The organism is Clostridium paraputrificum, assembly GCF_900447045.1.
GTDB lineage: Bacteria > Bacillota > Clostridia > Clostridiales > Clostridiaceae > Clostridium > Clostridium paraputrificum.
In genome coordinates, this window is sequence record NZ_UAWH01000016.1 from 180,230 (window position 1) to 193,228 (window position 12,999).

Annotated in this window: 15 protein-coding genes; all 15 read right to left on the reverse strand. The window is 31.6% G+C overall.

The genetic code is table 11. The features are described from left to right. Positions 1 to 59: 59 nt before the first annotated feature. Entirely contained in the window at positions 60 to 1,253 is a 1,194-nt protein-coding gene (locus DR024_RS14160) for an acetate kinase (RefSeq protein ID WP_027097410.1), read from the reverse strand. Between the two features lie 334 nt (positions 1,254 to 1,587). Further along, on the reverse strand, positions 1,588 to 2,004 hold the full coding sequence (locus DR024_RS14165) for a HutP family protein (protein ID WP_027097409.1): 417 nt from the start codon (positions 2,002 to 2,004) through the stop codon (positions 1,588 to 1,590). Positions 2,005 to 2,036: 32 nt separating this feature from the next. After that, the gene (locus tag DR024_RS14170; protein WP_027097408.1) at positions 2,037 to 2,969 is read right to left on the reverse strand and encodes a DUF4003 family protein; all 933 of its coding nucleotides are present in this window, start codon (positions 2,967 to 2,969) and stop codon (positions 2,037 to 2,039) included. A 147-nt stretch (positions 2,970 to 3,116) separates the two neighbouring features. Beyond that, positions 3,117 to 3,926 carry an acetyl-CoA carboxylase carboxyltransferase subunit alpha gene (locus DR024_RS14175; RefSeq protein WP_055185238.1) on the reverse strand — a complete coding sequence of 270 codons (810 nt, stop codon included), beginning with the start codon at positions 3,924 to 3,926 and terminating at the stop codon, positions 3,117 to 3,119. Next, on the reverse strand, positions 3,919 to 4,785 hold the full coding sequence (accD, locus tag DR024_RS14180; RefSeq protein ID WP_055185236.1) for an acetyl-CoA carboxylase, carboxyltransferase subunit beta: 867 nt from the start codon (positions 4,783 to 4,785) through the stop codon (positions 3,919 to 3,921). The genes DR024_RS14175 and accD overlap by 8 nt, the downstream gene beginning before the upstream one ends. Continuing rightward, entirely contained in the window at positions 4,778 to 6,130 is a 1,353-nt protein-coding gene (locus DR024_RS14185) for an acetyl-CoA carboxylase biotin carboxylase subunit (RefSeq protein WP_055185233.1), read from the reverse strand. Before DR024_RS14185 ends, accD begins: the two co-directional genes overlap by 8 nt. A gap of 9 nt (positions 6,131 to 6,139) precedes the next feature. After that, positions 6,140 to 6,562, reverse strand: coding sequence for a 3-hydroxyacyl-ACP dehydratase FabZ (fabZ, locus tag DR024_RS14190; RefSeq protein ID WP_027097404.1), 423 nt, complete (start codon positions 6,560 to 6,562; stop codon positions 6,140 to 6,142). A gap of 3 nt (positions 6,563 to 6,565) precedes the next feature. Next, on the reverse strand, positions 6,566 to 7,057 hold the full coding sequence (gene accB, locus DR024_RS14195) for an acetyl-CoA carboxylase biotin carboxyl carrier protein (RefSeq protein WP_055185231.1): 492 nt from the start codon (positions 7,055 to 7,057) through the stop codon (positions 6,566 to 6,568). Between the two features lie 18 nt (positions 7,058 to 7,075). Continuing rightward, entirely contained in the window at positions 7,076 to 8,311 is a 1,236-nt protein-coding gene (gene fabF, locus DR024_RS14200; protein ID WP_055185229.1) for a beta-ketoacyl-ACP synthase II, read from the reverse strand. 12 nt (positions 8,312 to 8,323) lie between these two features. Further along, positions 8,324 to 9,064 carry a 3-oxoacyl-[acyl-carrier-protein] reductase gene (fabG, locus tag DR024_RS14205; RefSeq protein WP_055185226.1) on the reverse strand — a complete coding sequence of 247 codons (741 nt, stop codon included), beginning with the start codon at positions 9,062 to 9,064 and terminating at the stop codon, positions 8,324 to 8,326. A 9-nt stretch (positions 9,065 to 9,073) separates the two neighbouring features. Then, complete coding sequence (gene fabD / locus DR024_RS14210; RefSeq protein WP_065254459.1) at positions 9,074 to 10,018, reverse strand: ACP S-malonyltransferase; 945 nt, start codon at positions 10,016 to 10,018, stop codon at positions 9,074 to 9,076. Continuing rightward, entirely contained in the window at positions 10,011 to 10,949 is a 939-nt protein-coding gene (gene fabK, locus DR024_RS14215) for an enoyl-[acyl-carrier-protein] reductase FabK (protein WP_055185222.1), read from the reverse strand. The genes fabD and fabK overlap by 8 nt, the downstream gene beginning before the upstream one ends. A gap of 119 nt (positions 10,950 to 11,068) precedes the next feature. Then, entirely contained in the window at positions 11,069 to 11,293 is a 225-nt protein-coding gene (acpP, locus tag DR024_RS14220) for an acyl carrier protein (protein WP_055185220.1), read from the reverse strand. A 58-nt stretch (positions 11,294 to 11,351) separates the two neighbouring features. Continuing rightward, positions 11,352 to 12,329, reverse strand: coding sequence for a beta-ketoacyl-ACP synthase III (locus tag DR024_RS14225; RefSeq protein ID WP_065254458.1), 978 nt, complete (start codon positions 12,327 to 12,329; stop codon positions 11,352 to 11,354). A gap of 10 nt (positions 12,330 to 12,339) precedes the next feature. Then, positions 12,340 to 12,792, reverse strand: coding sequence for a MarR family winged helix-turn-helix transcriptional regulator (locus DR024_RS14230; protein WP_027097396.1), 453 nt, complete (start codon positions 12,790 to 12,792; stop codon positions 12,340 to 12,342). Positions 12,793 to 12,999 lie beyond the last annotated feature (207 nt).

Here is a 12,999-nt window from a genome sequence, read left to right on the forward strand (position 1 = left end):
ATTTTTTTAGCAAAAAAATAGTCCTATCAAAATTTGATAGAACTATTTATCTAATAAAACTACTTCACTAAATTTTTAGTATCTCTTGCTATAACTAATTCTTCATTAGTTGGTATAACAAATGCTTTTACTGTAGAGTCTTCAGTAGAGATTTCTCTTACTTTTCCTCTTACGTTATTCTTTTCTTTATCAACCTTAACTCCTAAGAATTCTAAACCTTCTAGGCAAGCTTCTCTAGTTTCAGGACCATTTTCTCCAACACCAGCTGTAAATACTATAGCATCTACACCACCCATAGCAGCTGCATAAGCTCCTATTTGTGTTCTAATTCTGTAGTGATATATATCTAAAGCAAGTATAGCTCTTTCGTCTCCCTTAGCTGCTGCATCTTCAATATCTCTAAAGTCTGAGCTTACACCTGAAATTCCAAGTACACCTGATTTCTTATTTAATAATGTATTTACATCCTCTGTTGAATATTTTAATTCATTTATTAAGTATAAAACTATTGCAGGGTCTATACTTCCTGATCTTGTTCCCATTACAATACCATCAAGTGGTGTGAATCCCATTGTAGTATCGATTGAAACACCATTTTTAACTGCACATAAAGATGCACCATTTCCAAGATGACAAGTTACTATCTTAAGATCTTTTATATCTTTGCCCATAACTTCTGCAACTTTATTTGATACATACATATGTGAAGTACCATGGAATCCATATTTTCTTATTCCATTTTCAGAGTATAATTCATATGGCAATGCATAAAGGAAAGCTTCCTTTGGCATTGTTTGATGGAATGCTGTATCAAATACTGCTACCATTGGTGTATTTGGCATTAACTCCTCACATGCTTCTATACCAATCATGTTTGGTGGGTTATGTAATGGAGCTAACTTATAGCATTCTTCAATTGACTTCTTAACTTCCTCAGTTATTAATACTGATGAAGCATATTTTTCTCCACCATGTACTACTCTATGACCAACTGCAGTAATTTCATCCATTGATTTAATTACACCATGTTCACCATCAACTAAAGCCTTTAATACTATTTCAATAGCTTCTTTATGGTTATTCATAGGAGTCTTAACTATATACTTATCTTTTCCTTCAACCTTTTGTGTTAAAACTGATCCTTCAATTCCAATTCTTTCAACTAAACCTTGTGCTAATGAGTTCTCTGTTTCCATATCAATTAATTGATACTTTAAAGATGAACTACCACAATTAATTACTAAAACCTTCATGTTCAATTCCTCCAACTTCATTGTCTTTTATGCTATAAAAGCATTAAATAATTATTATTTCTTATAATGATACCTATCTAAAATACCACTTATATTCTTGACATAATATCATTAAATAATTCACTTCTAAATCGTTTCCATCATTGTAAAAAATATCCTGATAACTACTATCAACAATACCTTTATAATAATGGGTAAAACCCCTGTAGTCAACAGTTTTAACCTGTTTTTTAATGTTAAGTTTTTAACATATATACTCTACTACTTATATTTAAAATTTTGTTATAGTAGTAAAAAAAGAGAGTAACTAGCACTCTCTTTAAAAAACATCTTATTATTCAGGTAATGACCTATGCCCTATTCCTATTACAACTTCATCTAAATGCAATAGTCCAATACTTAAAAAAATACATACAGAAATATGTTCACCTTTTCTTGCTATGCCTATTTTTCCACCTACATTTTGTGCATTTGCTCTATTACTTATTTGCATTAATGCATCTCTAGTTGCACCTATCACTGCTCCTTCATGAAGATGCTCATCTCTAATTAAGTTATTCCTTTTAGATGCCACTAAGGCTCTTTCAAGAATTTTATGAATTGATTCATTAATATTGCCACCAACATTAACTGCTGTAACTTTTACTCCTTGCTTAAAATAGCTTTCTTTTAAAATTTCTTCCTCATCTCTATTACTAATTGCCATTCTGGTAGCAATTCTTGCAACTTCTGTACTATTTTGATTTACCATTTCATATTCTCCATCCTAAGTATAATATTTTGTTATATAACTGATAATGAAAAAACTGTACATTCTTCTAGTGCCAGGAAAACATTAATTTCATCACTTACATTTATATCAATTAAATCAGCCTTTAACTCCTCAACATATTTATTTAGTAATAAACCTAAAGAAATCATTATCCTTAAATCTCTATTCATAAAATATCTATATTTCTTAGTATTTTTCAAAGAATTATAAATATCCTTTAATTCCACACAAAAGCTTTCAGGATCTTCTACTAACATAGTAGCTAGTCCTAATAATGGATATGCTTTATCTGGGATTTCAAATAACTCTGATTTTATATTGCACATTATATTTAATGCTTTTTCAACTTTTGTTTCAACATTATCTTCATCTATCATCAGTAATGTTGAAAAACTTTTTATATCTACAGAACTCTCTCTTCCCGTTACCTTCAATATATTTTCTATTTCAGTAAGTTCTTTTCTTATTCTATCAACACTTCTATTGGTACATGATAAATTTGCATAACTTATATAATCATTATCTTTTAGACTACTATTTATATCAATTATTCTATTGATTCTATTGTCTAATTCTTTACCAAAAAACCTTTTTGCAAGCATTAATGATGCAAAAGCAGCCTTCTCATTTCCTTTAAAACCATTCTGGATTAATCTTTCATATACATATAATGTGTTATTAAATACTTGTACATAATCATCCCTATCATCTAACATAATAGAGCAAATTTTATTAAATACCCCTTTAAAAGGATAAGGTAATTTTCTACTATCTAAATACTTTCTAACTTCTTTTATTTTTTCTAAAGAAAACTCTTTATCTGTCCTAACATATAGCAATGCCTCAAAGTGATTAAGAAGATTTCCATCCCACCTTAATGCCTTTCTAATATCATTATAATTGTCAGAAAGTAAGTCTACCTTACTCCTCAGCTCAACGTCCATATCATCATCCTTTTTTATTCTTATATATTTTCATTATAATAATATCATACATTTGATATTATTTGAATTTTATATTTTTAACATTTTATTAATAAATCCCTATATAGATTAAAGAGGATAAGCATATTAAATACTCATCCTCTTTAACTATCTTCCCATTTTTCTAAATTTTTCATATCTATTAGTTAGTATTTCTTTCCTATCTTTATATCTTAATGAATATACTTCCTCTACAAGTTCCCTTTTTATAGCTGCTGCCATTTTAAGCGGATTCTTGTGAGCACCTCCATTAGGTTCCTTAATAACTTTATCTACTATATTATGATCTATTAAATCCTGTGCTGTTATCTTCATTACTTCTGCTGCTTCCTTAGCTTTACTACCATCCTTCCACAAAATAGATGCAAAGCCTTCTGGTGATAGAATAGAATATATAGAATGCTCTAACATAAGAATCCTATCTGCCACTGCTAGTGCTAAAGCACCTCCACTTCCACCTTCACCTAAAAGAACAGTTATAATAGGAGTTTTTAGCCTACTCATTTCTAATAAATTCTTTGCAATTGCTTCTCCTTGCCCTCTTTCTTCTGCATCAACTCCACAAAAAGCTCCTGGGGTATCTACAAAACAAATAACCGTTCTATCAAATTTTTCAGCTTCCTTCATTAGTCTTAATGCCTTTCTATAACCTTCTGGTTTGGGCATTCCAAAATTTCTTTCTATATTTTCTTTAGTGTTAGCCCCTTTAGTTATTGCAATAATTGTAACAGGAATTCCTTCTAGAAAACCTATTCCCCCAATTACTGCATTATCATCTCCAAAATATCTATCTCCATGTAGTTCTATAAAATCACTAAAAATATTTTCAATGTAAAAGGCTCCTGTAGGTCTATCTTTGTGTCTTGCAATCACTACCTTATCCCATGCTGACATGGTTTTAATTATATCTCTAGTCATTGTTACTCACCCCATGCATTAAAAGAAGCTTATAAAGCATCTTTCTAATATCTTTTCTATGGACTATAGCATCTACAAAGCCTTTTTCTAACAAGAATTCGGCCTTTTGAAAGTCATCTGGAAGTGTTTCTCTAATGGTATTTTCAATTACTCTTCTTCCTGCAAATCCAACTAATGTTCCTGGTTCACTTAAAATAATATCACCTTCCATAGCAAAACTTGCAGTCACTCCTCCTGTTGTTGGATTAGTTAGTACTGTTATATATAGCAAACCTGCATCATCATGTTTTCCTATTGCTGCGCTAATCTTAGCCATTTGCATCAAAGAAAAGATTCCTTCTTGCATCCTAGCTCCTCCAGAGGTTGTAAATATAATTAATGGTAGTTTTCTTTCTGTGGCACATTCAATTAAGGATGTAATTCTTTCGCCTACTACAGTTCCCATACTTCCCATCATAAAATAGCTATCCATAACAGCTATAGCTACCGCTATACCATTAATTTTACCAATACCTGTGATAACTGCTTCACTACTATCAGTTTTTTCCTTACTTTTTTCAAGTTTTTCTTCATATCCATCAAAGTTTATAGGATTGGTTGTTTTAATATCCTCTCCCATTTCTTTGAAACTTCCCTTATCAACTAAAAAATTAATTCTAGTTCTTGCTTTTAACCTTAAATGGTTATTACAACTATTACAAACGTAAAGATTTGATTTTAAATCCTCCTTATAAATAATACTTCCGCATTTATCACACTTTAACCACATTCCAGATGGTATATTAGGTTTTTCTTCTGCTTCTACATTTACATTTTTTACTGTTCCGTATTTATTTTTCTTAAATAAATCCTTAAGCATTTCTCTTCACCATCACTTTTTCTAAGAAAGAGGTATCATACGCCCCTCTTACAACTTCATCCATTTCTAATAAAGAAAATTGAAAGTCCACATTTGTTTTTACTCCACCTACACCAAACTCTCCTAAAGCTCTTTTCATTATTGTTATTGCTTCTTCTCTATCTTTACCAAAAGAAATTAGCTTAGCTAACATTGAATCATAACAATGTGGAATTTTATAACCACAGTAAATAGCTGAATCTAGTCTTACTCCTCTTCCTCCAGGAACATACAACTCTGTAATTTTTCCAGGACAAGGCATAAAATCTCTATCTGGATCTTCTGCATTAATTCTACATTCTATAGCATGACCTTTAATTTTAATATCCTCTTGCTTTAACTCTAATTCTAATCCTGATGCAATTTTTAATTGTTCTTTCACAATATCTATCCCTGTTATCATTTCTGTTATAGGATGCTCAACTTGTATTCTTGTGTTCATTTCCATGAAGTAATAATTACAATCCTTATCTACTAAAAACTCTATTGTTCCTGCATTTTTATAATTAACAGCCTTAGCTGCTTTTTTCGCAATTTCTCCCATCTCAATTCTTAAATCTGAAGTTAAAAATGTTGATGGTGCTTCTTCTAATACTTTTTGATTCTTTCTTTGAAGAGAACATTCTCTTTCATTTAAATGTATTACATTTCCATAAGTATCTGCTAAAATTTGAAATTCTATATGTCTTGGATTTTGTATATATTTTTCAATATACAATCTATCATCTCCAAAGCATGCTTTAGCTTCTGCTTTTGCTGTATTATATCCTCTTCTTAACTCTCCTTCATTAAAGGCTATTCTAATACCTTTTCCTCCGCCACCTGCTGATGCTTTTATCATTACAGGATAACCTATTTCCTCGGCAATATAGGAAGCGTGCTCCTCACTTTCAATTATACCTTCAAAACCAGGTACAACAGGTATATTGGCATCCTTCATTACTTCTCTTGCCTTAGCCTTATTTCCCATTAATTCAATTGAAGCATAATCAGGACCTATAAACTTTATATTACACTCCTTGCACATCTTAGCAAACTTAGCATTCTCCGATAAAAAACCAAAGCCTGGATGAATAGCATCTGCCCCTGTAAGTACACATGCACTTAATATATTAGTTATATTTAAATAACTGTCTTTAGCAGAAGCTGGTCCTATGCATACAGCTTCATCTGCTAGTTGAGTATGAAGGGCCTCTTTATCAATTTCTGAATATACTGCTACCGTTAAAATGCCAAGCTCTCTACAAGCTCTTATTATTCTAACAGCTATTTCTCCTCTATTTGCAATAAGTACTTTCTTAAACATCCTTATCACCTATCCTATAGCAAACATTATTTCTGCTTCACAAACCTTTTTTCCCTCAACAGTAGCTACTGCCTTTCCTATTCCTATAGGTCCCCTTAATTTAATAATTTCACAACTTAAATCTAATCTATCACCTGGTACTACTGGCTTTCTCCATTTAACTTTATCTGCACCAGCAAACATAGGTATTTTCCCTTTAAATTCATTCATACTTAATATTGAGACTGCACCTAATTGAGCTAGAGCCTCTAATATTAACACACCTGGCATTATAGGTTTTTCTGGAAAATGCCCTTGAAAAAATTGATCATTTATTGTTACATTTTTATATCCTTTTATACTTTTACCTTCAACCACTTCAGTAACTCTATCTACTAAAAGGAAAGGATATCTATGAGGTAAAATCTCTCTAATTTCATTTATGTCCATCATCATTTATATCTCCTTTACCTTAAATAATGGTTGCCCATATTCCACCATTTCGCCATCTCTTACTAATATCTCTTTTACTACTCCATTTACATCACTTTCAATTTCATTCATAAGTTTCATAGCTTCTATTATACATAGTACATCACCCTTAGAAACTTCATTTCCTTCAGATACAAAAGCTTTACTGTCTGGAGATGAAGCACTATAAAAAGTACCAACCATCGGAGACTTAATAACTTTTAAATCTTCATCCTTTTCTTCTACCTTTATTTCACTTCCATCTGTAGCAACATTTACTGATATACTATTATTCATATCCCCTTGACTACTTGGCAATTCTTTTGTAACAACTTCTTTATCCTTTTCTTCTGAAACAATATTTCTACTTAATGATTTATCCATTTTTATATGTCCATCATCAGTTTCTATCTCAAAGTATGCTAATTGTGATGAATTTATTAACTCAATTAACTCTTTAACCTCTTTAAAATTCATAATAAAACCTCCTAAATCCTACTCCCACTTCTTAAATAGTAAAGTAGCATTGTGGCCTCCAAAACCTAGAGAATTTGAAAGAACATATTTCAGTTCCTTTTCTCTTCCCTTATTTGGTACATAATCTAAATCTAATTCCTCATCTACATTTTCTAACCCTATAGTAGGAGGTATAAAGCCCTCTTGAAGCGCCTTAATACATGCAACAGCCTCTATAGAACCAGCTCCCCCTAGTAGATGTCCTGTCATTGACTTTGTTGATGAAACAGGTATATTGTATGCATAATCATTAAATACTCTTTTAATAGCATATGTTTCATACTTATCATTTAAAGGTGTTGATGTACCATGAGCATTTATATACGAAACTTCATTTCTTTCTATTCCAGCTTCTTCAATTGCTTCTATCATAGCATCAGCTGCCCCCTCTCCTTCTGGATGTGGACATGTAATATGATAAGCATCACAAGTACTACCATAGCCTACAATCTCAGCTAGGATTTTTGCTCCCCTAGATTTAGCATGTTCTTCTGACTCTAGTACTAATACAGCTCCCCCTTCACCAATTACAAAACCACTCCTATCTTTATCAAAAGGAATTGAGGCCCTAGAAATATCATTACTAGGATTTAGTGCTTTCATGCTAGCAAATCCAGCAACCCCCATCTTGGTAATTGGAGCTTCGCCACTACCTGCAAGCATTATATCTGCATATCCATCTTTTATTAATCTAAATGCCTCACCTATATTATTATTACCAGTTGCACATGCTGTAACCATTGATGTACATGGTCCCTTAGCTCCATATTTTATAGCAATGTTACCCGCACCAAGATTTATGATAGTCATTGGTACAAAAAATGGTGAAACTCTTTTAGATTTTCCTATAGCTATTTTTTCAGTTTCACTTTCCATAGTCATAAAACCGCCAATTCCTGATCCAACATATACTCCAAATCTTTTACTATTAATACTTTCTATATCTAATCCAGATGACTTTATGGCCTCATCAGCTGCATACAGTACAAATTGTGAAAACTTATCTAATCTTCTTACTTCTTTCTTTTGTATAACCTCTTCAGGATGAAACTCCTTAACCTCTGCTCCTATTTTTACATCTATAGTTGATGTATCAATGTTTTTTATATAGTCAATACCGCTTTTTCCATTCTTAAGACTATACCAATACTCTTCAACATTATTTCCAATAGGAGTAACAGCTCCCATTCCAGTTACAACAACTTTTCTACTCATAACACTCCTCCACTACATTACCATTCCACCATCAACGTGGATTACTTGACCTGTTATATAATTAGCACTATCACTAGCTAAGAAAGCTACAACTTCTGCCACATCTTCTGCTTTTCCTAATCTTTTTAAAGGAATACTCTTTTTCGCTTCTTCTTTAAACCTATCTCCTAGCACATCAGTCATATCTGTCTCAATAAAACCTGGTGCTACTGCATTTACAGTTATTCCTCTAGATCCTATTTCCTTTGCAAGAGATTTGGTCATTCCAATAACTCCAGCTTTTGATGCAGCATAATTTACTTGCCCTGCATTTCCAACTAAACCAACTACAGAAGAAAGATTAATTATTTTCCCCTCTTTTTGCTTTACCATAACAGGTGTTATAGCCTTTAAACAATTAAATACGCCTTTTAAGTTCACATTTATTACCGAATCAAAATCTTCTTCTTTCATCCTTAATAATAATGTATCCTTCGTAATTCCAGCATTATTAACCATAATATCAATCTTACCAAATTTATTTTTAGCACAATCTATTAAATTCTCCACATCATTTGGTTTGCTTATATCACCTTTAATTCTTAATACCTCTACCCCTAAGCTCAAAATTTCTTTTTCTGTTTCTATAGCCTTATCTTCGCTACTTCTATAATTTAAAACTATATTTACTCCTGAACTTGCTAGCTTTAAAGCAATAGCTTTGCCAATACCTTTTGCAGCACCTGTAACAACTGCACATTTTCCCTTTAACATTTGTACCTCCTATATCCCTTCTTTTAACTCATTTAGAGTGTTTTCTAAAGACTTAATATCTTCCACATTAAGTAATCTTGAATTTCTATCTATCTTTTTTACAAAGCCTCTTAATGCTTTACCTGGACCTACTTCTACAAATGTATTAACACCTTTATTAAGCATATCCTCAATTTCTTTCTCAAAATAAACCGATGACATAATATGCTTTTTTAAAATAAATCTAATATCATCCTGCTCTTCATATGGCAATCCTTTAACATTAGAATAAATAGTTTTTTCTACCTTTTTAATTTCTACCTTTTTTATAGCTTCATAAAACTCGTCACTAGCATCTTTTAATAAGGAACTATGGAACGGTCCACTTACCTTAAGTAAAACTGCTCTTCCCCCTAATTCTTGAGCTATTTCAACAGCCTTATCTATAGCATCATTTTCACCTGCTATGGATACTTGCCCTGGGCAATTATAATTTGCTCCCTCACAAACTCCATATTCACTTGCTCTAGATAAAAGTTCCTGAACTTTTTCATTATCTAATCTCATTATTGCAGCCATTTTACCTAATCCCTTAGGTAAAGCAGAACCCATAATTCTTCCTCTCTCTTTAATTAGCTTTAAACCATCTTCAAAGGATAAAGCTCCACCATAAATTAAGGCTGCATATTCTCCTAGTGAAAGCCCTGTTGCATATTCTGCTTCAACACCATTAACTTCTAGTGCTTTCAATGCTGCTAATGACGTAAGTAATATTGCAGGTTGAGCTAGTTCAGTTTGCATAAGCTTTTCTTCTGGTCCATTAAATATCAACTCTTTAATAGGCATATTAAGTATTTTTTCTCCCTTATCAAAGATTTCCTTACACTCTGGAATACTTTTATATAACTCTTTTCCCATTCCAACGTATTGAGCTCCTTGACCTGAAAATAAAAATGCTACCTTCTTGCTATTCATTGTTACCTCCAAAATCTTGGAATCTATCTGAAGCTTCTCTCATAATCTCTTCAATAATTTCTTTACAGCTTTGTTCTTTATTTATTAATCCTGAAATTTGACCTGCCATTACAGATCCAAAATCCACATCACCTTTAACTGCTTTAGAAAGACATCCTCTTCCCAGTGCCTCCAGCTGTTCAACTGAAGCCCCTTCTTTTTCAAGCTTAATAAATTCTCTAGTTAATTTATTTTTAATAACCCTTATTGGATGCCCTGTAGATCTACCTGTAACTTCTGTATCAATATCTTTTGCTTTAATTACTCTCTCCTTATAATTTTGATGTACTGTACATTCTTTTGCTACTAAAAATCTTGTTCCTAATTGAACACCTTCTGCACCTAACATAAAGCTAGCTGCAACACCTCTTCCATCTCCTATTCCTCCTGCAGCTAAAACTGGAATATTTACTGCATCTACTACTTGAGGTACTAAGGCCATAGTTGTTAATTGACCAACATGACCACCTGATTCCGTTCCCTCTGCTATAATAGCATCTGCCCCTGCCTTTTCCATTCTTTTAGCTAATGCTACTGAAGCTACAACAGGAATAACTTTTACTCCATGTGATTTCCACATCTCCATATATTTCCCTGGACTTCCCGCACCAGTTGTTACAAGTTTAACTCCTTCTTCACATACCATTTTAGCTATTTCATCTGCTTGTATATCCATAAGCATAATATTTACACCAAAGGGCTTATTAGTTAACTTTTTAGCCTTTCTTATTTCAGCTCTAACCCAGTCAGTTGGTGCTGTTCCTGTAATAATTCCAAGGCCACCAGCTTCACTTACAGCTGCTGCTAAAGATGCATCTGCAATCCAAGCCATCCCACCTTGAAATATAGGATACTCTATATCTAATAATTGACAAACCCTACTCTTCTTCATACATAACCCCTTCTTACTTTGTTAAATAAAACACAATCATTTTTATGATTATGTATATAATTAAATCGGGCAACCTATATTGATAATGAAACCCGATTTAAAAATTAATATAATACTTTTTACTTATTTACTTTCTTTTCTACATATTCAACTGCATCTCTAACAGATTTAATGCTTTCAGCATCTTCTAATTGAATTCCATATCTTTCTTCTATTTCAATTACAACTTGAAATAAATCTAATGAATCCGCCCCTAAATCTTCAAATGTAGTATCCATTGTAACCTCTTCTTGTTCAACCTCTAATTGTTCACATATAACCTTTTTAATTTCTTCAAATATCATTTTAATACCTCCAAATTTTATAATCTTTTCATTTTAACATTTAATGGGAAATGTAATGTTATAATTCTATCAAAATTGACCCATAAGTCAACCCACCACCAAATCCAACTAATATTATCTTCATTCCCTCTTCTAACAAACCTTTTTCATACATTTCATTTAATGCTAAAGGAATTGAGCCAGAAGATGTATTACCATACTTATCTAAATTCATGAAGAACCTATTTATACTAACTCCTAGCTTTTTAGCAGAATAATCAATTATTCTAGAATTAGCTTGATGACATATAATATAATCTATATCCTCTATACCCATTTCATTTGTTTTAACTAATTCTTTTACAGAATTAACTATTGAAGTAGTTGCAAATTTAAAAACTTCTCTACCATTCATGTAAATCTTCTTGTTTCTAATGTTTTCTTTTTTTATATAAGGGTTTATAACATCAAATGCATAGGTTGTTAAAAATTCTCCCTTATCCCCCTCAGATTTAGAATAAAAAGAGAATTTCTTTGAAAAACTTATGTCTTCCTTAGATAAAATAACAGCTCCTCCACCATCTCCAAAAAGAACACAAGTACTCCTATCTTCCCAATCCATAATTTTTGATAATGTTTCTGCTCCTATTACTAAGGCATTGGTAAAATTATTAATCTTCATCATTGAATAAGCAACCTGCAGCCCATATATGAATCCAGAACATGCTGCATTAATATCAAAAGCCATAGCATTTTTTGCCCCTATTTCTTTTTGCACTAGACAAGCTACTGAAGGAGTAAACATATCTGGTGTTATAGTTGCAACTACAATTAAATCAATATCTTCACCTTTAAGTTTTGACCTTTGAAGTGCCATTTTTGCTGCTTTAATGGAAATCTGAGATGTATCTTCTCCCTCTGAGATTCTTCTTTCTTTTATCCCAGTTCTAGAAGTAATCCACTCATCACTTGTATCTACTATTTTAGATAAATCATCATTTGTAATAACAAGTGAAGGTGCATAGGCCCCAAAACTTTTAATATTAATTGCCTCCATAATACTCTCCTTAATCAATTAACTCATATTTCTCTTTAAAGAAGACATTCAATCTCTCTAATGACGAAATAAGTATTTCTTCTTCATCCTCTCTTAATCCACTTATTGTTTCATTTATCATGTCATTGTGAAACTTTTCATGTATTCTATATGCTAGTTTACCCTTTTTAGTTAAGTGAATCAGAACTACTCTTCTATCTTCTTCAATTCTTTTTCTGTCTACATATCCTTTTTTTATAAGTTTATTAATTGCAGTTGTTAATGTTCCTACTGTAATTTTTAAATCTTGTGCAACTTCAGTCATTGTTCTTTCTTTATACATTCCTATAGCTTCAATAGTATGTAACTCTGTTACAGATAAATCTGATAGTGGACCATTCTTCAAAGATTTTTCTTCAATTTGAAGAATGTCATTAAATAATTGCACCAAAAGTTCATTAAGTATCTTTTTTCCTTTTTCCATGTAAAATTTTCCTCCATTTTTCTAACTATATTAACATAATAATAGCTTTCCTTTTAAAATTCAATTGGTGCATCAAAATATTATTATCATTCAAATATTTTGATACTCAAAATATACTACACTCAAAATACCTTGTCAATAATTTTTTTCACATTATTAATATTAATTTTATATTTTCTGTCAATCATTTATAATGGATACTAACTA